The organism is Salsuginibacillus halophilus, from assembly GCF_003014715.1.
Taxonomy (GTDB): domain Bacteria; phylum Bacillota; class Bacilli; order Bacillales; family Marinococcaceae; genus Salsuginibacillus; species Salsuginibacillus halophilus.
This window is the reverse complement of record NZ_PYAV01000011.1, coordinates 90,271-110,970: the sequence shown is the minus strand read 5'-3', so window position 1 is coordinate 110,970 and position 20,700 is coordinate 90,271. Positions and strand designations below refer to the sequence as shown.

Here is a 20,700-nt window from a genome sequence, read left to right as displayed (position 1 = left end):
TTTAAGCAAGCGATGAAAGTGTTTGTTTCACTAGCTGAATGAAACGCGGCTTTGCTTTTGTCGCTGTTTCAATCACTTCATCGTGGCTCACGCCTTCAATCTCTTCACCTACAGCCATATCCGTGATGCAGGAGATGCCTAGTACTTCAATGCCGGCGTGGCGGGCAACAATCACTTCAGGCACTGTGGACATGCCGACGGTGTCGCCGCCAAGTTTGCGCAGCATTTTCAATTCCGCTGCAGACATAAACGTTGGTCCGGAAATGCCGACATAAACGCCTTTTTGCATGCTGAAGCCGATCGATTCTGCTGCGTTTTCGCAAATGTCACGCAGCTCTTTGGAATACGCCGTGGACATATCCGGAAAGCGCGGGCCGAGCTCTTCATCATTTGGCCCCATGAGTGGGTTGTCGCCGGTCATGTTGATATGATCTTCAATAATCATTAAGTCACCTGGCTGAAAAGAAGGGTTCATGCCACCACAGGCGTTTGTAACAATCAGCTTCTCCACACCGAGCTCTTTCATGACGCGGACAGGAAATGTAACATCCTGCATGCTGTAACCTTCATAATAATGAAAACGCCCTTGCATCGCAATGACTTCCTGGCCTTCAAGGGAACCGGCAACAAGTTGTCCAGCATGGCCTTCAACCGTCGACACTGGAAAATGAGGAATGTCCTCATATTTTGTTTTCACAGGGTTTTCGATTTCTTCAGCTAAATCGCCGAGACCGGAACCAAGGATTAAGCCGACTTTCGGCTCGTTGTTCAACTTTTGTTGGAGGGACTTTGCAGCTTCATGCACGTGTACTTTCATATCTTTCATTAATTTTCACCTTCTTCGTTTAATTTCGTGACGACACTCTTCATTACATTTAAAAAGTCGGATTTAACGCGTTCTGTCGTTTCAATCACTTCATCATGGCTGAGCGGTTGATCAAGGATGCCTGCTGCCATATTGGAGATGCAGGAAATCCCGAGAACGCGGAGGCCGTTATGACGCGCCGCAATCACTTCCGGCACGGTGGACATGCCGACCATGTCACCGCCGATCGTTGCAAGCATGCGTACTTCCGCCGGTGTTTCGTACGTTGGGCCGGTATTGCCGACATAAACACCTTTTTGCAGCGCTACCCCGGCGTTATGCCCGGCAGCTTCAGCAAGTGCCACAAGCTTAGGGTCATACGCTGTGGACATATCCGGAAAGCGTGGACCTAGTGCTTCATCATTTTTACCCATGAGCGGATTGTCATTCATCATGTTAATCTGATCTTCAATGATAACGAGATCACCAGCGTTGAATGATTCGTTAATCCCGCCGGCCGCATTTGTAACGACAAGCGTCTCCACACCGAGGGCAGCCATCACACGTACCGGAAATGTGACGGTTTTCATATCATGGCCTTCATAATAATGAAAGCGGCCCTGCATCGCAATAACCGGCTCGCCTTTTAAACGTCCGGCAACGAGGCGTCCGGCATGACCGGCAACTGTAGAGCCGGAGAAGCCTGGGATATCTTCATAAGCAAAGACTTTTGCATCTTCAATTTCATCTGCAAGCACCCCGAGGCCGGAGCCTAAAATTAAACCAGTTTTCGGGGTTTCGCTTAATTCGCTTTGAATGTAGCGCACCGCTTCGTCGCGCTTTTCAACTAATGACATGTTGTTTCCTCCTTATTGACGCGTTGCTTTCAATTCATTTAAAAAGCTGGTGCCGTTTGGCGGCATAGAAACACCGAAGTTTTCCGCAATGGTTGCCCCTACATCCGCGAATGTATCGCGCTCGCCGAGGTCTCCTGCCCGGGTATGGGACGGAGAATACGCGATGAGCGGTACAATTTCACGGGTGTGATCTGTACCGTGGTGCGTCGGGTCATTTCCGTGATCCGCTGTAATCAAGAGTAGATCATTTTCATCAAGTGCTTCTAAAACTTCCGGCAGGCGGGCATCAAAGTTTTCTAAAGCTTTTGCATATCCTTCCACATCCCGGCGGTGCCCGAATTTCGCGTCAAAATCAACGAGGTTTAAAAAGCTGAGGCCAGTAAATGACTGCTTCACGCTGTCCATCAATTTATCCATACCGTCTTCATTTGAATCCGTGCGCACCGTTTCGGTAATGCCTTCACCGTCATAAATATCGGTAATTTTCCCGAGTGCGATCGAGTCGAAGCCTTGATCTGCCAAATCGTTCATGACAGTGCGACCAAATGGCTTGAGCGCATAGTCGTGACGGTTTGGTGTCCGTTCAAATGCGCCGGCTCCTGTTCCGACAAACGGACGAGCAATAACACGACCGATCATGTACGGATCTTCATACGTGATCGCGCGCGCTTTTTCACAAATGTCGTGAAGTTCCTCCACCGGTACAACGTCCTCGTGAGCTGCAATCTGGAGTACAGAATCTGCTGATGTATAAACGATTAAGTCACCGGTTTTCATGTGTTCTTCGCCAAGTTCATCAAGAATCTCTGTACCAGATGCGACTTTGTTGCCGATCACACCGCGTCCGGACAACGTTTCAAGCTGTTCAACGAGCTCCGGCGGAAAGCCGTCTGGGAATGTGCGGAATGGCTGATCAATATAAAGCCCCATCAGCTCCCAGTGGCCGGTCATCGTATCTTTACTTTGAGAGCGCTCGTGCATGATGCCGGTAAATGCCGTTGGGTTCGCTTCTTTTTCAATGCCGGGCGCCTGTTTAATCGCGCCGAGCCCCATCTTTTCGAGGTTTGGCAGCTGCAGGCCGTTCATACGCTTAGCAATATTTCCAAGTGTGTCTGCACCTTCATCACCGTAAGCGGCTGCGTCTTTTGCTTCACCAATACCAACTGAGTCCATCACAATTAAAAACACACGATTATACGGATAACGTTGCATGTTCATCATCCTTTCCTTTCAAATTGATTTCATTTAAGCCCGGGGGTGATGTTCGCTATAAATGTCTTTTAAACGCCCTTTAGATAAGTGGGTGTACAGCTGGGTTGTGGAAATGTCTTCGTGCCCGAGCATTTCCTGTACAGCTCTTAAATCTGCACCGTTTTCAAGCAGGTGGGTCGCAAAAGAATGGCGGAGGGTGTGCGGCGTAATATGCTTTTCAATCTTTGCATCACCTGCCATTTGCCGAATGACTTTGAAAAAGCCCTGCCGGCTGAGCGGCGTGCCGAGCCTGTTGACAAACAGCTTCTCGTGCCGCTTGTTCCGCATCAATTCAAGCCGGGCGGTGCCAGCGTAACGCTCAATCGCCTCACATGCCGGCTTACCGATTGGAATGATCCGTTCTTTCTGCCCTTTACCATACACGCGGACAAATCCCATCTGCGGATGAACATCCCCAAGGTTTAACCCGCAAAGTTCAGAAACGCGCAAGCCTGTCGCATATAAGCATTCAAGCATGGCTTTATTCCGGCGCGCGAGTGGGGTTACCCCGTCAGCTGCTTCTAACAACGCATCGACTTCATCCGGCCGGAGAACTTCCGGCAGCTTCTTTTCAGTTCGAGGCTGTTTAAGTTGTTCTGAAGGATCATAGTCAGTTTTCTTTTCCCGAACGAGAAATTGGTGAAACGAACGAACCGAGGACGTTAAACGCGCAAGTGTGGCCTGTGATTTACCGCGATCGTGCAGCCGGGTCATGTACGCCGAAACATCCGAAGCGGTTACTTGCTGCCAGGACGTATAACCCTCTGCTTTTAAAAACTGTTGATACCCTTTGAGGTCTCTTGCATAAGAGCGAACAGTGTGATCACTTAATCCACGCTCCACACGTATGTAATGAAAAAAATCGTCTAATTCGTCCTGCAAAGCCCGCACCCCCGTCACTTCAGTTTTACAAGTTCGCTTTGTTCATCAGGTTCAAACCGCTCATCACCTTCATATTCATCAAGAAACCAGGCGAGGCTGTAATAAAAACAAAACACTGCCGACAAAAAAACGAGCAGTAGCACCGTCCCGCGTAACATGCGCCGCATAAAAGTCTCCTCCTTACCACGTTGCTTTTGTACAGCTTACGGTGAAAAAGAAAAAATTTATACGCCACAGTGCACCGCTATCAAAATTCCCGTTTTGAAATCATGCAGCACGTAAAAATGGCTACAAGCCTTCCGCCTAGGTTGCGGAAAGCTCGTAGCCAGGAAATGTTACGGTTCCTGATAGACACCCCGGACCCGTATTGTCCAGGTTATACGAACTTTGACTCTGTTCACTTACTTTTATACTAAACTTCAGCACGTGATGCAAGTCTGAAACTTTTATCAATGATAGAGAAAATTTTTTGAGCGCAGGTTGAACTTACACATTCGCTTGCGCAGGAAACTAGCGGGCAATGCCACAATTACTTTTTTGGAAATTTCAATCCCCTTATAATTGTAAAATGCACGTGTTATACTTGAAACAATTCATAACTAGAGTGAGGTGGGATCTGCTTGGGCCAAATAACCCACAATATGATTGCAATTATGGCTACAGTCATTGCGTGCCTCTTATTTTACAACTTCTACGTGGACATCCCTTTTGGTATGTGGCATTTGTTCATCATTTTCACAGGCAGCTACGCTATATACTTGAATTTTAAGGCGTATCGAAGTGCTGAACAGCCTCATTCACAATATTTTCTTTCCAGCAAATCTTTCTAGCAAAAAATGACTTCCCTTTGAGGTGAATTTATGAAACTGAAAAACTTACGTATGATAATCATTTCATCGATGTTACTACTTACGGTTCTAATTGGTTCAGCGTTTAGTTATCACGGTTACAGTACCGCTGTAACGGAATGCAGCAATAATGACGGCATTGTTACCGAAAACCAATTAGGCATTTTAGCTTTCAACTGGTCTGTAACTTGTGACGAGTCAAATTAAATGAGACTTCGTTTAGCTACTAGGGCGTAAAAAAACGAGCTTATTCTTCAAAAAGAACAAGCTCGTTTACTTTGAGGAGTACTCTGTTTCTTCTGTCTCTGAAGCAGCGGCTGTGTCTTCAGTTTGACAACGGTGGCACACCCCGTGGAATGTCAGGCGGTGGTCTTTAATTTTAAACTGAAAATCGCGCTCTACAATGCTTTCCACATCACCGAGGAGATCTTCTTGAATTTCATCAACAGCACCGCATTCCATGCAAACGAGATGGTGGTGAAAATGATTTGCCCCTTCTTTTCGAAGATCGTAACGAGAAACACCATCGCCGAAATTAATTTTATCTACAACTTCAAGTTCATTTAATAATTCAAGTGTACGATAGACGGTCGCAAGCCCGATTTCCGGAGCCTTCTCCTTCACAAGGAGATAAACGTCTTCAGCGCTTAAGTGATCTTCTTCATGTTCAAGCAGCACAAGCACGGTCGCTTCACGCTGCGGCGTTAATTTGTAACTTTGCGACTGCAATTGCTTTTTAATCTTCTCAATGCGATGTTCCATCGTTTCCCCCTCCCGGCACCTATCACGATTATTATTATAGATTCGTCAAAGCGGTGTGTCAAACGATAGATTGTCATAATTATTTGATTGTAATTATTATAATTCGAAAGTTACAACTGCCATTCATTCATGAGACGCATTAAAGCCGGGCCGGCAAATGCTTCATAAGCTGCTGCGACTGACAAACCAACCCAACCGGCGAGAAAAAGGATCGCAAACTGATAAAATAAAGGTGCAAGCGGGCCGGCGTGCCGGCCAAAAAACTGGCGACGGATCAACCGGAATGATATTGAGATTGATAATGTAGCAGTGAGAATGAGAATCGGGACAATAAGCACATTTTGCGGAAAAATCCCGACAAACGCCATCGCAAACCCGTAAATTCCCATTTGATGGACGAGAAAACCAACCGTAAAACCGACGACTAAACCTTTAAAAAATAACAACAGCAAAATAAACGGCGCACCGATCACGCTCAATCCAAGGAGCAGCATCGCGCCTGTATACATGAAATGATGCGTCATCGTTTGAATAAAAATATCGCTTGATGATGCCACTTGTCCTTCGGAGACTTGGCCGAAAAACTGACGCAGATAAACGTATAAATCCTGTTTATGATCAAGCCCGAGACTATTAACAACAACTGCGCCGAAAATAATGCCCATAAATAATAAAACGGTCGTAAAAATATATAGCGATCGGTGTTGTAAAACGTGAGACTCCAACCAGCGCGTCCAGTTTCTTTTCACCCTTGTCCCTCCTTCACCTGCCGATGATTCATTGTATGGCAGGAATTGGAGGGTTATGATGAACTTGTCCGTTTTACTTTTCCGTACGTGCCACCTGCGCCGCTTTCGATGGCTACATCTTTACGGGCGATCATCGCAGCCGTTTCATTTGGAAGCACTTGTTTAAGCTCTCTTTCTTCTGCTTCATGAAGCACATACAGATCCGGGCCGACGTGCTCACGGAGGCGCTCCAGCCTTTTCGGACCAATGCCGGGGTACGTTTTCAGCGGCACGTGATGAATATAAGGCGGACGCGCGACTTCAACAGTATTCTCACAAGCAAGTTCCTCAAGCCGGTGCCTCACTCCTTGAATCACCTTGGAACTCCCACAAAATGAACAGCTATTTGGTGCGCTCTCTGAAAGTTTCGTACCGCACGCCGCACAAGCGCTGTCGTAATATTTCCCAAGTAAAGGCTGCAAACCGCAATAAGCTTTGACGCCACCGTTTTGAATGGCAGAGATGACGCCTTGAAATGTCGGCGCTTGAACGTAGAGTTCTTGATATTCGCGGCCGATATTTTCAAGGGAGTGGGCATCAGAATTCGCAAGAAACGGAAATTTGTGCAGCTCTGTTAAACGGTCAGCCATGACAGCGTCAGCACTTAAACCAATTTCCACTGCATCCGGGATTTCTTTAGGAAACACTTCTTCAATCGAGCGCTCGACCGCATTTCCGTACAAACTTTTAAAGGGGGTGAACGCATGGGCAACGACCCCAAAACCGCCATGAACACGTACAGCTTTCAGTACCGCTTCCGGCGTATCATACACACGCTGAGTACTTAACGTAAGGTTTTTTACTCGTGTCTGCAAATAATTGTTTGTAAAAGCTTTAATATCGTCTAGATATTTAAAGTAAGCAAGAAAATGAAACAACCTGCCATGAAACGCAAGCTCAAGCTCCACCCCTAAAATGAGCGTTATCCCACCTGCATCGATCCCGCCGTCGTGATAAGACGTCCAAGCGCTGCTTGCAAGCTTTTCTTCTACACGTGTTTGCACAGACGGTACATGCGCATCGATTACACCGATCACATCGAGCCCTTTCGCATTTTTTGCAAAGGAGGCGACGCGTTCAATTGTCATTTGCGATGAAGCTGTAATTTTGACCGGCCGCCCGTCCGGTGCTTCTCCGAGATGCACGTGCAAATCGGCAAAAACCGGCTTAACCAAGGCGGTTTTTCATCTCCTGCAGCCGCAAGTATTGAATCACAAATGCCGTTTTTGCATCATGAATCCCACCGTTTTCCACGAGTTTTTCCGCTTCTTCAAGTGAAAGCTCCACGACATTTACAAACTCGTCCTCTTCTGTATGCGCCTCACCTGTCGTTAATCCTTCGGCGGTGTAAATATCAATCAACTCATCTGCAAACCCTGGCGACGTATAAAAAGACGTCACCCAATGCAAGGCTTCAGCTGAAACGCCGGTTTCTTCTTCAAGTTCACGCCGGGCAGTGACAGCTGCTTCTTCACCTGCTTCGCGCTTACCTGCCGGGAGTTCGTAAATCATTTTTTCAAGCGGCTTACGAAACTGCTGAACGAGCAAAATTTTGTTGTCACTCGTGACAGGGGCAATGGCCACCGCCCCTGGGTGCTTAACGACTTCGCGCCGGCTCGTTTCGCCGTTTGGCAGTTTAACGTCATGGAGTTCGACGTTAAAAACACGGCCTTCGTAAATCGTCTCTTTGTTCATCGTCTCTTCTGTTAAATCGCGCATGCTGTAGTGCCCCTTTTCATATTTTTTCATCCGCCGCATAGCTATAGGCCAAGCCCCTGATCACGTTATAAGTGTGGTGCGATGCGGTCTTCCATTTGTTCATAAGTTACTTCACCAACGATAACATCCTGGATCACGAGGTCACGATCTAAAATGTAAGTTGCCGGCAGACGCCGCACATTGTATTGTTCTTCAACCTCACCGTCTTCATCAAATAACGCATCTAAATGGATATCAAACTCATCTAAGAATGCTAGCGCGGTGTCACGATCTCGTTCTAGTTCTTCCATGTTTACAACAACGACGGATAAGCCGTCATCTTCAAAGTCTTCCTGCAGTTCCTGTAAGGCCGGCATTTCATCACGGCACGGTTCACACCAGGAAGCCCACATATTCAACACGACGACATCACCTTCGTAATCTGAAAAACTACGCTCTTCCCCATCGCGCATCGGCAGCGTATGATCGGCTGCCTCGTCGCCTTCTTCAACGCCTGGGGTCGCGGTCATGACATTTGTATAAACTGTATAGCCCACCGCAAGTGCTGCGATGGCTAAAATCAGAACAGATAGCGCTCGTCTTGACACAAATCATGCTCCTCTCTTGATATTTTATTTAAAGGAAGTGACCATTTTGTCGTTTTTTGAAGCTGTGCTCTTTGGTTTAGTTCAAGGCTTAACAGAGTTTCTCCCGATTTCAAGCACCGCCCATATCGTCATTTTACAGTTAACGTTCGGCTATACATTTCCAGGCTTAAGCTTTGAGATTCTGCTTCATTTAAGTTCCATCGCAGCTGTTCTCGTCTACTTTCATCGCGATGTACGCAGCCTTGTCGTCTCGGCGTTCCGGTATTTATTTTTGCGGGATGCTGCTGCAAAACCCGGCGCGCTTTTATGTGTTTATCTTATCGTTGCAACCGGGGTCACCGCTGTTTTCGGCTTGTTATTAAAACCGCTTGTCGAAAACTCGATGAAAACCCCTTTGTTTGTAGCTGGGGCCTTACTCGTAACTGCCGCTGCTTTAGTCGTCATTGATAAAAAAGCAGCCGGCACGCGGACAGAAGCCGCGATGACCGCCCGCGATGCATGGTGGATCGGCCTCGGGCAAACGCTTGCGGTGCTGCCTGGCATCTCACGCTCCGGCGCAACACTTTTAACAGCGCTTGCCCTCGGGATTGAGCGGGACACAGCCGTTCGTTTTTCTTTTCTGCTTGCACTGCCGGTGATTCTCGGCTCAACGGTGCTTGCGCTTGAAGACTTGCAGAGCACCGCTTTTGCCGCCCACGGATGGGCACCGCTTGCGACTGCGCTTGTGACCGCTTTTTGCTTTTCACTTTTAAGCATCGCCTGGCTCATCCGCTGGGTACGCCGGCAGAAACTCGTGTACTTTGCAGTGTATTGTGCAGCCCTGGCCGTTGTCGTCCTCGTATTTTTTGAACACGACCACGTGATTGAAGTTTACTCTCCTGAGGCGTTCACTGAAGTTGATGCACCCGACAGTTCAGACTGAATTTGGGCTTCATCAAGTCCGAAGCCAATGAGGACGATCCGCGGCATGGTTTGCGTCGTTTCGCGAAACATCACGTCACCGCCGCTCCACTGAAATTGAACGAGTTTACCTTCATCCGTTTCTACAACGCCTTTGGCCCGCAGCAACGTGCCGGACAGATGCGTTAAGCTTTTTTGCAGCTCTTGGCTTGAAAATGTTGTTTCCGGAACGAAGGAGTGCATGTCAAAGTGAGCATGATGGTGATGGTCGTGATCATGGTCGTGGTCATGGCTGCACGCTTTGGCATGGCGTTTTGCCGGCGCTGCATTACCTGTCACAGCGCGCGCCTCTTGAAATGAAAAGCTAGCCTGCTCGGTTTCAAGCACGACCGCTTCACTTTGTTTTACAGCGCTAAGCTTTTTATGAACTTTTGCTTTTTGCTTTTCCGAAATGAGATCAACTTTATTAAGCAGTAAGAGCGGCGCTGCCTCAATTTGCTGCGTAAGCATTTGGCGAACATCTTTGGCACTGTGCAGCCGGCTTTGAAACTCAAGATACCGAGCGCTGTCAATGACAGTTGCAACAAGCTGAAGCTGCAATTTGTCATAAAACGCAGGATCTGTCACCGCATCGACGACTTCAAGCGGATCAGCCACGCCGGTGCCTTCAATAAACAAGACGTCCGGCACTGTTTCAGTTGTCGATAAAAAGTTGGCAAGCTCCGTTTTTAAATCGTCTTGAATCGTACAGCAGATGCACCCGTTCAATAACTCAACAGTTTTTGTGCCGGTATACATGTCACTTTCTACGTGCACATCGCCCCACTCGTTTACGACCACCCCGGGCGTTAAACCTTCCCGCTTCGCATCTTCAAGCCAGTTTAACAAAAGGGTCGTTTTGCCGCTTCCAAGAAAGCCGGAAATAATATAAACATCAATCGCATGTGCCATACGAACAGCCACTCCTTAACAAAAGATTAAAGATTGATTTCGATTCTATTTTAACCCCTTCTCGTCAAACTTTCTATGTTAGAATACGACTAGTAATAGAAACGTAAGAAAAGTAAACGCGCGCCGGCAGCGCTTCGGCGGGCGACTGCTCGCTTCGGCACGGCGACCGCTCACTTCGGCGGGCTGACCGCTCCCTTCGATGGGACGACCGCTCGCTTCGGCGGGCTGACCGCTCCCTTCGGCGGGCTGACCGCTCCCTTCGGCGGGCTGACTGCTCGCTTCGGCACGGCGACCGCTCGCTACGGCGGGCTGACCGCTCGCTTCCGCGGGCTGACCGCTCGCTTCGATGGGGCGACCGCTCGCTTCGGCACGGCGACTGCTCGCTTCGATGGGCTGACCGCTCGCTTCGATGGGGCGACCGCTCGCTTCGGCACGGCGACTACTCGCTTCGATGGGGCGACCGCTCGCTTCCGCGGGCTGACCGCTCGCTTCGATGGGGCGACTGCTCGCTTCGGCACGGCGACCGCTCGCTTCCGCGGGCTGACCGCTCGCTTCGCTAGAGCAGCCGCGCGCTCAATCAATATATCTATCATAACAACATTACGCAATGAAACGGAGTATACATTATGCCTAAAACTTCTGGACCGCCGGCTTGGTTAAAAGACGGCTTCGGCATCGTTTTACTGCTTGGCTTTATCTTATTGTTTTTTAATATGGCAAACACCGCTGATGATGGGATTTTCACACTCCCAAGCGAATGGCTCGTTGTAAACACCATTTTTCTTGGTATTTTACTTGAAGCCATCCCGTTTTTACTGCTTGGCGTTTTCGTTTCAGCTTTAATCCAGGTATTTGTTTCTGAAGATGCCCTCAACCGCTACTTACCAAAAAACGCCTACGCCGCTTTGTTTCCGGCAGCAGTTCTCGGTGCGATTTTTCCGATTTGCGAATGTGCGATCATTCCTGTCGTCCGCCGGCTCATTAAAAAAGGCATGCCACTCCACGTCGGCGTTGTCTTTCTCGTCGGCGCGCCGATTTTAAACCCGGTCGTTGCAGGCTCGACGTATTTTGCCTTCCGCGATGATTTAACCGTCTTTTACTTACGTTTCGGCCTTGCATTTGGCCTTGCCATTTTAATCGGGGGGATTATGTATTTGATCTTTAAAAACCGTGATCAGCTGAAGTGGCGGAGCGAAGAACTGCTTGGTAAAGAAAGCATCGACATCAAACAAGGGCCTCCTCAGAAGCAGCACCGGCTAAAACAGACATTTTATCATGCTTCCGATGAGTTCTTTTTAATGGGAAAATATTTGATTGCCGGCGCCTTAATTGCCGCGATGTTTCAAACGTTTCTCGACCGGGAGTTCCTTGCCTCACTCGGTGCCAATGACTGGGCGTCTACAGCTGTTATGATGGCGTTTGCTTACGTATTATCTTTATGTTCTGAAGCTGATGCATTTGTGGCTGCTTCATTTGGCAACTTGTTTAATGAAGGTTCACTTGCAGCTTTTCTATTATATGGACCAATGCTTGATTTGAAGAATACAATTATGCTGTTTGCCTTCTTCAAAGCGCGGTTTGTCCTTTATTTCATGGTCATCGTCACCATAGCTGTCTTTAGTGCCATTATGGGCGTACAGCTCTTTCTGTTATAATATGAAGTATTGAAAGGAGAATCAGCTAGTGAACGAAGAGCGTGATTATTCATTCCATGCCTATTTGCGCGGTATTTTTCTGCTCGGATTTGCCCTTTTAAACCTTGGCTTGATTATGACCGGCAACATTCAGCTTTACATTGCAAGCCATATGATGCCGTTAATTTATTTTGCGACAGTCGTTTTATTTCTCCTCGGTGTGATTCAAATTATACGGAGCACTTCAAAAAACGGTAATATTGAAGCTGCGTGTCAGTGCGGGTCCGACCATGGTATTGAAGGGCCAAAATGGATTCAGACCGGCATTTACAGCATCTTTCTTCTCCCGCTTGTGCTTGGCTTCGCACTGCCTGACCATACTTTTGACAGTTCTGTGGCAGAAATGCGCGGGATCCAGTACGGCAGCGGCCAGCTCGCCCAGGAGGATACAGGACCTGATGGAGCTGAAGCTGCTGAAACCGATGAAAGCAATGACCGGGCTGAAGCTTACATGGACGACCCGGACGGCTATTTAACAGAGCTTGATGAAGACGCCGCCCCGGAAGGCGAGGATCACTACACTGTTGAAGAATATTATGACCAGGAGCAGTTTGATAACCATTTCGAAACGGTTGCTGATGAGTACGGCAGCGACAATTTCGTTGAAGTAGACGATACCAACTTTCTTGATATTATGACGGCGCTCGATCATCACCTCCACGATTTCACAGGAACGAAGATGGAAGTGATGGGCTTTGTGTACCGCGAGCCCGAATTTGAAGATGATCAAATGGTCGTCGCCCGTTTCTCCATGACATGCTGCATTGCTGATGCCACTGTTTACGGCGTGCTCGTTGAAGGCGAAGGTGCTGAGGCTTACGAACAAGACGACTGGGTACGCGTCCGCGGTACCGTGGAAGAAGGCGAGTACATGGACGAAACACTACCGCAAATTCAGGCGGAAAGCTTCGAAGATGAAGAAGAACCGGATAACCCGTACGTTTACCCGAGCTTTCAATAATACGATAACCCCCTGCTGTGCGGCAGGGGGTTATTTTTGTAAAAAAGCTGTTAAGCACGCTTTAGCTAAAGTTCGCTACCCTCGATTGGGCCTTCGCTTCCTCCGATTGGTCGTTCGCTTCCTTCGATTGGGCGGTCGCCTCCTTCGATTGGGCGTTCGCCTCCTCCGATTGGGCGGTCTCCCTTCTTCAGTCAGCGGTCATCAGCTGCGTTTTACGCATTGGCCCGCTTGAAGCTTTGGGTAGCGAGTAAAATCAATACCAATGTAAAGCCTGCGATAAATAACACAGCTCCGAGCACCGTTACTTCCTGGTTAAATACCGTTAAATTGAGCCCCATCGCTTCGACAATCTGTGTGGGCGTATTTTCCACATCGACCATGACATTTTTCATCACGTGCACGCCGTAAGTCACCGGGTTCACCGTAACGACCGCTTCCATCCATGTCGGTAAATTATTGATCGGAAATAACGCCCCGGAGAGAAACACCATCGGAAGAACTAAAATGTTCACGATCATTTGAAACCCTTGGGTCGAGCGGATGACACTTGCAAACAGCAGGCCGAGGCCGGATAAAGCGCATGCCAGTAAAAACATAAACGGAATGACCTGCAAAATTGACATGAAGTCATAGGACAATCCGAGTAGCGGGATTAAAGCAAACAGCATGATCCCTTGAATGGTTGCAATTGTCGCAGCGCCAAACATTTTCCCGACGGCAATACTCACCCGTGATACCGGGGAGACGAGAATTTCTTTCATATAGCCGAAGTCTTTATCTTCAATAATGGATAACGCTGAAAATACCGAGGTCATTAACAACGTCATCGCGACAATCCCCGGGAAGACAAATTCAATATAATTAAAATCACTTCCACCTTCAGGTAGCTGACCGGCCATCATACTTTCCATCGTACCGCTCATTCCTCCGCCGAAAATGAGCAAAAATAAAATCGGCATCGTAAAAGAGCCGAAAAGTCTGGCTTTATCACGGAAAAACTTTGTGATATCGCGCTGCCAGATGGCTAAAATCCCTTCCATATGTACACCCCCTATGTACCTGTAGCTTCACCGATATCGCGACCGGTAAATGCTAAAAATACATCATTTAATGTTGGCTTGCGGATGTTTAACTTCGTGATGGTCACACTTAATGCTTCAATTAATTCCGAAATGAACGCATCACTATTTTCAACTTGCAGACGAATCAACTCATCATTGATCGTGAATTCATCGCTTTCACCCAGCAAAGCTTGAACTTCTGCTTCAGCCTGGGCGTTATCACTTGTAGAAAGTTCAATAATGTCGCCGCCAAGCTGCCGTTTCAGCTCTTCAGGTGAATCAACCGCAATAATGCCGCCTTGGTCCATAATCGCAATGCGGTCACTAATTTCTGCTTCATCTAAATAATGCGTCGTTAAAAACATCGTAATACCCTGCTCTTTTTTCAACTTTAAAATGTATTCCCATAAATGCGCACGTGTTTGCGGATCCAAACCGACTGTCGGCTCATCAAGAAACAATACGCGGGGATAATGCAGCAGACCTCTTGCAATCTCAAGCCGGCGCTGCATCCCGCCGGAGAACGTTTCAACTTTTTTATAACGAACATCATTTAAGTCAACAATGTGGAGCACTTCTTGAATCCGCCGTTCCCGGTCGTTTTTTGGTACATTATAAAACCGGCAGTGCAGCTTCAAATTTTCATTCGCCGTCAGTTTCTCATCAAGCGTATTTTCTTGAAAAATTAAGCCGATACTCGCCCGGACATCATTTTTCTCTTTATTTGCATTAAAGCCGTTAATCACAATCGAGCCGGACGTCGGCTTAAGCATCGTACAAATCATGTTAATCGTCGTACTTTTGCCGGCACCGTTCGGCCCTAGAAAGCCGAAAATTTCGCCTTCTTCAACTTCAAAAGATATCCCTTTCACAGCTTCCGTTTCTTTATAAGACTTTTTTAAATCCTGCACTTCAATCATGGCAGCCACAGAATCACCCTTCCTTCGCCAATGGTTATGACTTAATAACTATTAGCTATTATTCCCGCTTTTTGCTAAGATGTCAACATACACACTTCTTAACGGAGGAATCACTTTGTCAAACGAACGATTAAATACATCCGAGCTTGTCGATCAAACGCTATTCATCCTTCCTCATTTATCCAAAAAGCTGTTCGAGCCGATTCACCGTAACGAAGCATCCGAACTGCACCAAACACATTTTCATATTTTACATTTAGTCAGCGAACACCCGATGTTAAAAATTAGCGAGATTGCCGCAAAACTTGCCGTCAAAAAACCGAATTTAACACCTTTATTGAATACGTTAACCGAAAAAGGCTTTATCAGCCGAAAAAAAGATGAACATGACGGCCGGGTGATGTATATCACATTAACAGAAACCGGCAGACGCTTTTTAGATGAGAAAAAGGGCGAGCTGCAAATAAAGGTTGCTGATCGACTCGCTTCGTTGTCAGCAGAAGATCAAGCAAAGCTCGGCCGGGCGGTAGCTGATATGCACGAAGTCATTTCAAAACTAGAAGATTAAACAACCCCCACCTGTCGGCTGAGGCGGGGGGGATCATTTTATGATGCTTACATGAATAAAAAGATTGTAAACAGAAACAAAGCGCTTATAAACGAAACGAAAAAGATTTGATAGACACGCCACTCCGGTCGCCATGTCACTGTAAACCAAAGACATACCGCTGCCGTAAAGAGTGCAGCCACCGATCCTGCCCAGGCGCCTATGAACTGTACGTGAGTGAAGTGATAGTTCACGATGACGATCATAAAAACGCTGAGCGTTATCCCTGTAAATACTTGTTTTAATGGGTGCAAGCTTTGGGGCAGGAAATATAAAACAACATAAGCACCGAAAAGCAGCAGCGCGGCTACCGATGTGGGCGGCACCCCTTGATAGGAAAACACAAGCATTAAAATCAACTGAAAACAGCCAATCAGAAAGGTAACACCAGCAAACGCACCTAAAATCATTTGAAGCCAAAAGTTCAAGCGGTGTGAAATATCATCAGCCTCCTTTCAAACGTAAAACACGGTTGATCATATCCTATTATTATGGAGGGGTGCTTATGGCGTATGTTGCATCCATTTTAAGTTTTTTCACGATGCTCGCACTGCTTTTCATCTTTGGGGAAACGTTTGGAATCGAAGCGTTTCAACTGCACATCTTTCGCGACACAGCCATTGATGGATTTCGTTTTGAAACGAGCATCCCCTGGCTCCCGGTGGTCATTGCCGGCTTGATCAGCCATGGTTTGTGGCGTTGGATGCGCAGACTGCAGACGTAACAAAATTTTTAGACATCAATATGCTGAATTACTTTCGCCGGATTCCCACCGACAAGCGTGTTCGGGGGAACGTCTTTTGTCACGACAGCACCAGCGGCGACCACTGCTTCGTCTCCAATCGTTACTCCGGGCATAATTAATGCCCCGCCACCAATCCAAACGTGTGCACCGATACGTACCGGCTCGCCGTACTCTTTTGCGTTCAGCGGGTGACTTACCGTGTAAATATGTACACCTGGCCCGACCATACACCCTTCACCAAAACGAATCGGCGCAATATCTAAAAAGACACAATCGTAGTTAACAAACAGCTGATCTCCTGCATCAATGTGATAACCATAATCACAGCGGAACGTCGGCTCAATATAAACTTTCTTACCGAGACTTCCGAATAACTGCCGTAACGTATCGTTTCGCTTCATACCCTCATCTTCTTCTGCTTCATTAAACTGCCGAACAAGCCGGCGCGCCCGTTTTCGCTCCAGCACAAGTGTTTCATCGTTCGGATCAAACAGCTCCCCGGCGAGCATCTTCTCTTTCTCGGCACTCATTCAGATCTCCCCCATTTACATAATCTTGCTTACATCATAACAAAAATTTATTTCTCTCACGCCACGCTAAGCTAAGCGTTCAGTTCATACCTCTCAGCAGGCGGTCCAATATTTTAATTAAAATTGAAAACCAATGTTTTTCACACTGTCCACAAAGTACAAAACCGAAGAGTCACGCACAGCCTCCGCAGAAATACGCAGTCAGCTAAAGTTTGTCTACACGCTGTAGCGGAACTCTCTTAAAATGCGAAGTTCCGCTTTTTCTGTATAGGCCCCTATCAACCTTTCACAGAGCTAAAAAGATCAAAGACCGGCCCTTCGCAGGATCCGGTCTTTGATCGAGTTCCTCTTTTTAATGATTGCAAACGCCCTGGCCGGTGAGAAGTGGCGTCTCCTCGTCAGCGGCAGTTGCCTCTTCTTTCATAAAATAGTAGCGGATGCTGTCAACTAAGGCATGCCAGCTCGCTTCGATAATGTTCGTACTTACACCGACAGTGCTCCACGTGCGGCGGCCGTCGGACGATTCGATAAGCACACGTACTTTTGAAGCAGTTGCTTCTGTTTCATCAAGAACGCGCACTTTGTAGTCAGCTAAATACATATGATTTACAAGCGGGTACGACCCTTTTAATGCTTTACGTAAAGCGTTATCAAGGGCATTCACCGGCCCATTTCCTTCAGCTGCTGTCATGACTGGTTGATTGTCAATCTGCAGTTTCACGACAGCTTCAGTCACAAAATCACCGTGCTGGTTGCGCTCGGTAATAATTTTAAAATGGTCAAGTGCAAAGAAATCATCTGTCTCACCAAGTCCGCGCCGGATCAGCAGCTCAAATGATGCTTCAGCTGCTTCGTATTGATAGCCTGCGTTTTCTAGCTCTTTTAACTGCTCAATAATCGTTTTGGCTGCCCCGCTTTTCGGATCAATGTCAATCCCGAGCTCTTCAGCTTTCATGTACAAGTTGCTCTGGCCGGCAAGTTCACTCACAAGCACCCGCCGTTCATTGCCGATCGCCTCTGGCTGCATATGTTCATACGTTTCCGGATGTTTCTGCACAGCATTCACATGCATGCCGCCTTTATGCGCGAAAGCACTGCGCCCGACAAACGGTTGATTGCTTGGCGGCACTTGATTGGCAATATCGTGGACAGATTTCGCCGTTTCCGTAAGCTCAGCGATCCGCTCATCTGAAAGGCATGTAAATCCGAGTTTCAGCTGCAAGTTTGGGATGACTGAAATTAAATTGGCGTTGCCGCAACGTTCACCGTAACCGTTCACGGTTCCTTGCACGTGCTTGGCGCCAGCTTCAACAGCTGCAATGGAATTGGCCACGGCAAGCTCGCCGTCATTGTGGCAGTGAATGCCAACAGGTGCAGTCATTTCTTTTGTAACGTCACTTACAACCGCCTGCACGTCCTGCGGCAGTGCACCGCCGTTTGTATCACAAAGAACTAAGCAGTCAGCCCCGCCTCTTTCTGCGTGATAAAGCGCAGCCATGGCATAATCCGGATTTGCTTTAAAGCCGTCGAAAAAATGCTCTGCATCAAAAATCACTTCAAGACCATTCGCCTTTAAATAGGAAATGGAATCTTCAATCATTTTTAAGTTTTCTTCTTTTGTCGTTTTTAAAGCTTCAGTCACGTGGAAGTCCCACGCTTTCCCGAAGATAGCTGCCGCTTGTGCACCGCTTTCTAAAATCCGGGCGAGATTGCCGTCATCTTTTGGGTCAATCCCGGAACGCCGAGTGCTGCCAAAAGCAGCAATTTTACTCGTCGTTAAATTCAGCTGTTTTACTTCTTCAAAAAACGACATATCCTTTGGGTTACTCCCCGGCCAGCCGCCTTCAATATAAGCGACACCAAGCCGGTCGAGACGTTTTGCAATATTTAATTTATCGGTGACAGAAAGGCTCACACCTTCTCCCTGCGTACCGTCGCGTAGCGTTGTATCATATACATCCACAAGACTTGCCACCAGAAATCCTCCTCGTATGTTTCGTCTACATCTCTATTTATACTGGTTGGGATTGAGTATAGCATATTAGGTATATATTGACCATGTGGAGGAGAAAAAAATTCACCTCCACGAGACACTTTTTTTGATCTCGCAAAGGTGAACCTATTACAACGTTTCTTCCGTTCGCTGCAAAAGCCGTTGAATATGCATTGCCATATAAATGATTTCATCTTGCGGAAGCTCAATCTGCCACGTATCATGAAGTTCTTTCCAAGCAGCGACTGCTGCACGGTATGCCTCTGGGTATTTCACCTGCATCACGTCGTGCATATCACCAGCGCTTCCTTCAAGCTTCTCATCATCAAGATAAGCTCTAAGGGCAATCTGTAAGTGATTCATTAAACCGGCATACGCCGGGCTTTCAGCTTTAAATGTTGCACCTGCCTGCCGTTCAGCAGCATGCACCATCCCTTTAACCGCCCGGGCAACCTGCAGAACGTCACTCAACTCCCGGCGGCCAGCGCGTGCGGTATGCAGGTGCAGCGCAATAAATCCAGCTTCAGCGTCCGGCACAGCGACCCCCATCTTTTCTTCTAATTTATGTGCGCCCCAAAGCGCCACATCCATTTCTTCCGGATATAAAGCTTGAATCTCCGGCAGCAGCTGATTGTTGACGACCTGCCCTGCCTGAATACGCTCAAGCGCCATGTGAATATGGTCTAACAAGGCAATGTATAAGTGATCCGCAAATTTCACACCTAGTGCACTCTCTGCCCGCCGGACAATTTCACGAACAGCTTCATCAAGGGCTTCAGGCAGCTCATCCATTAACTTGCTGAACTGCTGTTTTTCTTTTTCTTCCATTGTGAATACTTTTTCAACTTTTGTTTCATCTATAAATTCGCCGCGCTTTTTTTGAAAACCGATGCCCGGTCCGAGCGCAACTTTTTCTTCCTCATGTTCACGAACAATGGCTGCATTATTGCTGAGCACTTTTTGTATCTTCATAGCTACACGCTCCGTGTTTAGTCTTTCTTTATTGTACGTGAAACGAGCGCTCATGCAAAGAGACCCGCCTGGAAACGACGTTTAACCGACACATTTTGCGGGTAGTTTACGAGAAGTCATTGAAAACGGATGTGTATTAAAAATCATCCGCTATACAAATATTGCGGGTGCATGCAAAAACCCCCCGGCTTCTGCCGGAGGGCGCGCAGTTTACAACATTAAGATGGGTTGACCGTGACGTTTGCTACCAACGTCTCACCGGCGCTTACATCTGTGACACTTTCAACGTCGATCGAAGTGATTTGATCGCCTTCTGTAAATACAACCGGCGTTGTGGTGCTTTTCGCCTGCTCGTTCACTTTATCAACGTCAAATTCAACCATCAGGTCACCTGCATTTACACTATCACCTTCACCAACATGCGCTTCAAAACCGTCGCCATTCATGCTGACGGTTTCAAGACCGATATGCACAAGCACATCAAGACCTTCATCAGAACGAATACCGACTGCGTGCTTTGTCGGAAATACTTGCGTGATTTTCCCTTTCACCGGTGATACAATTTTGCCATCTGCTGGTGCGACCGCAAAGCCGTCACCCATCATTTTTTCAGAAAACGTTGGGTCATCAACTTCAGTCAAGCTTACAAATGATCCGTTCGCTGGGGATTTCACCTGGACTTGTGCAGGTTCTGACTTTTTACCAAATAATTTTTTTAACATGTAAAGTCACCTCTTCGTATGTGTTATATCCGCTGGCATGCTTTTGCAAACCTATTTAAGGGGATGTTGCCCACTTAAATCAAACCGTGTCGAATGTACCGGAAACATGCAAGAAAGTCAACAACATGCACATACAAGTTACAGT

The 20,700-nt window shown here is 47.4% G+C and carries 23 protein-coding genes and 1 riboswitch; of the genes, 5 read left to right on the top strand and 18 right to left on the bottom strand.

Annotated elements, in window-relative coordinates; all coding sequences use genetic code 11:
* Nucleotide 1: 1 nt before the first annotated feature.
* The 10 genes from B0H94_RS11585 to B0H94_RS11540 all read right to left on the bottom strand — a co-directional run bounded on the left by B0H94_RS11585 (nucleotide 2) and on the right by B0H94_RS11540 (nucleotide 8,499).
* Nucleotides 2–826, bottom strand: a complete 825-nt coding sequence (locus B0H94_RS11585) for a purine-nucleoside phosphorylase (RefSeq protein ID WP_106589432.1) — start codon at nucleotides 824–826, stop codon at nucleotides 2–4.
* On the bottom strand, nucleotides 826–1,662 hold the full coding sequence (locus tag B0H94_RS11580) for a purine-nucleoside phosphorylase (protein ID WP_106589431.1): 837 nt from the start codon (nucleotides 1,660–1,662) through the stop codon (nucleotides 826–828). The genes B0H94_RS11585 and B0H94_RS11580 overlap by 1 nt, the downstream gene beginning before the upstream one ends.
* Nucleotides 1,663–1,674: 12 nt before the next feature.
* Nucleotides 1,675–2,874, bottom strand: coding sequence for a phosphopentomutase (gene deoB / locus B0H94_RS11575; RefSeq protein ID WP_106589430.1), 1,200 nt, complete (start codon nucleotides 2,872–2,874; stop codon nucleotides 1,675–1,677).
* A gap of 33 nt (nucleotides 2,875–2,907) precedes the next feature.
* Entirely contained in the window at nucleotides 2,908–3,795 is an 888-nt protein-coding gene (gene xerD, locus B0H94_RS11570) for a site-specific tyrosine recombinase XerD (protein ID WP_106589429.1), read from the bottom strand.
* Between the two features lie 14 nt (nucleotides 3,796–3,809).
* Nucleotides 3,810–3,962 (bottom strand): hypothetical protein, encoded by a 153-nt coding sequence (locus tag B0H94_RS15245; RefSeq protein ID WP_181315384.1) that lies wholly within the window; start codon nucleotides 3,960–3,962, stop codon nucleotides 3,810–3,812.
* 135 nt (nucleotides 3,963–4,097) lie between these two features.
* Nucleotides 4,098–4,199: riboswitch (purine riboswitch) on the bottom strand.
* Nucleotides 4,200–4,916: 717 nt separating this feature from the next.
* Nucleotides 4,917–5,405, bottom strand: coding sequence for a ferric iron uptake transcriptional regulator (gene fur / locus B0H94_RS11560; RefSeq protein WP_106589427.1), 489 nt, complete (start codon nucleotides 5,403–5,405; stop codon nucleotides 4,917–4,919).
* Nucleotides 5,406–5,515: 110 nt separating this feature from the next.
* Nucleotides 5,516–6,154, bottom strand: a complete 639-nt coding sequence (spoIIM, locus tag B0H94_RS11555; protein WP_106589426.1) for a stage II sporulation protein M — start codon at nucleotides 6,152–6,154, stop codon at nucleotides 5,516–5,518.
* 53 nt (nucleotides 6,155–6,207) lie between these two features.
* The gene (locus B0H94_RS11550; RefSeq protein WP_106589425.1) at nucleotides 6,208–7,368 is read right to left on the bottom strand and encodes an endonuclease Q family protein; all 1,161 of its coding nucleotides are present in this window, start codon (nucleotides 7,366–7,368) and stop codon (nucleotides 6,208–6,210) included.
* Nucleotides 7,361–7,912, bottom strand: a complete 552-nt coding sequence (locus B0H94_RS11545) for an NUDIX domain-containing protein (protein WP_106589424.1) — start codon at nucleotides 7,910–7,912, stop codon at nucleotides 7,361–7,363. The genes B0H94_RS11550 and B0H94_RS11545 overlap by 8 nt, the downstream gene beginning before the upstream one ends.
* A gap of 65 nt (nucleotides 7,913–7,977) precedes the next feature.
* Nucleotides 7,978–8,499 (bottom strand): redoxin domain-containing protein, encoded by a 522-nt coding sequence (locus tag B0H94_RS11540; protein ID WP_245893988.1) that lies wholly within the window; start codon nucleotides 8,497–8,499, stop codon nucleotides 7,978–7,980.
* A 46-nt stretch (nucleotides 8,500–8,545) separates the two neighbouring features.
* Here B0H94_RS11540 and B0H94_RS11535 point away from each other — a divergent pair, with 46 nt between their 5' ends.
* Nucleotides 8,546–9,421: an undecaprenyl-diphosphate phosphatase gene (locus B0H94_RS11535; protein ID WP_106589423.1), complete on the top strand. Its 876-nt coding sequence runs from the start codon at nucleotides 8,546–8,548 to the stop codon at nucleotides 9,419–9,421.
* Here the strand turns inward: B0H94_RS11535 and B0H94_RS11530 are convergent.
* Nucleotides 9,370–10,350 (bottom strand): CobW family GTP-binding protein, encoded by a 981-nt coding sequence (locus tag B0H94_RS11530; RefSeq protein WP_106589422.1) that lies wholly within the window; start codon nucleotides 10,348–10,350, stop codon nucleotides 9,370–9,372. The genes B0H94_RS11535 and B0H94_RS11530 overlap by 52 nt on opposite strands.
* 626 nt (nucleotides 10,351–10,976) lie before the next feature.
* On the opposite strand from B0H94_RS11530, the gene B0H94_RS11525 reads away from it, so the two are divergent.
* Entirely contained in the window at nucleotides 10,977–12,005 is a 1,029-nt protein-coding gene (locus B0H94_RS11525) for a permease (protein WP_106589421.1), read from the top strand.
* Nucleotides 12,006–12,033: 28 nt separating this feature from the next.
* Complete coding sequence (locus tag B0H94_RS11520; protein WP_106589420.1) at nucleotides 12,034–13,005, top strand: TIGR03943 family putative permease subunit; 972 nt, start codon at nucleotides 12,034–12,036, stop codon at nucleotides 13,003–13,005.
* A 212-nt stretch (nucleotides 13,006–13,217) separates the two neighbouring features.
* Here the strand turns inward: B0H94_RS11520 and B0H94_RS11515 are convergent, their stop codons facing one another.
* Both B0H94_RS11515 and B0H94_RS11510 read right to left on the bottom strand, forming a co-directional pair.
* Nucleotides 13,218–14,045: an ABC transporter permease gene (locus B0H94_RS11515; protein ID WP_106589419.1), complete on the bottom strand. Its 828-nt coding sequence runs from the start codon at nucleotides 14,043–14,045 to the stop codon at nucleotides 13,218–13,220.
* Nucleotides 14,046–14,056: 11 nt separating this feature from the next.
* Nucleotides 14,057–14,986, bottom strand: a complete 930-nt coding sequence (locus B0H94_RS11510) for an ATP-binding cassette domain-containing protein (protein WP_427909951.1) — start codon at nucleotides 14,984–14,986, stop codon at nucleotides 14,057–14,059.
* A gap of 115 nt (nucleotides 14,987–15,101) precedes the next feature.
* Between B0H94_RS11510 and B0H94_RS11505 the strand changes: the two genes are divergently transcribed.
* On the top strand, nucleotides 15,102–15,554 hold the full coding sequence (locus B0H94_RS11505; protein WP_181315383.1) for a MarR family winged helix-turn-helix transcriptional regulator: 453 nt from the start codon (nucleotides 15,102–15,104) through the stop codon (nucleotides 15,552–15,554).
* A gap of 47 nt (nucleotides 15,555–15,601) precedes the next feature.
* Here the strand turns inward: B0H94_RS11505 and B0H94_RS11500 are convergent, their stop codons facing one another.
* The gene (locus B0H94_RS11500) at nucleotides 15,602–16,021 is read right to left on the bottom strand and encodes a hypothetical protein (RefSeq protein ID WP_106589416.1); all 420 of its coding nucleotides are present in this window, start codon (nucleotides 16,019–16,021) and stop codon (nucleotides 15,602–15,604) included.
* Nucleotides 16,022–16,098: 77 nt separating this feature from the next.
* On the opposite strand from B0H94_RS11500, the gene B0H94_RS11495 reads away from it, so the two are divergent.
* A complete protein-coding gene (locus B0H94_RS11495; protein WP_106589415.1) occupies nucleotides 16,099–16,317 on the top strand; it encodes a hypothetical protein in 219 nt (72 codons plus the stop codon).
* Nucleotides 16,318–16,325: 8 nt separating this feature from the next.
* On the opposite strand, the gene B0H94_RS11490 is transcribed toward B0H94_RS11495, so the two are convergent.
* The 4 genes from B0H94_RS11490 to B0H94_RS11475 all read right to left on the bottom strand — a co-directional run bounded on the left by B0H94_RS11490 (nucleotide 16,326) and on the right by B0H94_RS11475 (nucleotide 20,555).
* The gene (locus B0H94_RS11490; protein ID WP_106589414.1) at nucleotides 16,326–16,868 is read right to left on the bottom strand and encodes a maltose acetyltransferase domain-containing protein; all 543 of its coding nucleotides are present in this window, start codon (nucleotides 16,866–16,868) and stop codon (nucleotides 16,326–16,328) included.
* Nucleotides 16,869–17,220: 352 nt separating this feature from the next.
* Entirely contained in the window at nucleotides 17,221–18,843 is a 1,623-nt protein-coding gene (gene cimA, locus B0H94_RS11485; protein ID WP_106589413.1) for a citramalate synthase, read from the bottom strand.
* Between the two features lie 147 nt (nucleotides 18,844–18,990).
* Nucleotides 18,991–19,887: a PRD domain-containing protein gene (locus B0H94_RS11480; RefSeq protein ID WP_106589412.1), complete on the bottom strand. Its 897-nt coding sequence runs from the start codon at nucleotides 19,885–19,887 to the stop codon at nucleotides 18,991–18,993.
* Nucleotides 19,888–20,051: 164 nt separating this feature from the next.
* A complete protein-coding gene (locus tag B0H94_RS11475; protein WP_106589411.1) occupies nucleotides 20,052–20,555 on the bottom strand; it encodes a PTS sugar transporter subunit IIA in 504 nt (167 codons plus the stop codon).
* Nucleotides 20,556–20,700: the final 145 nt, after the last annotated feature.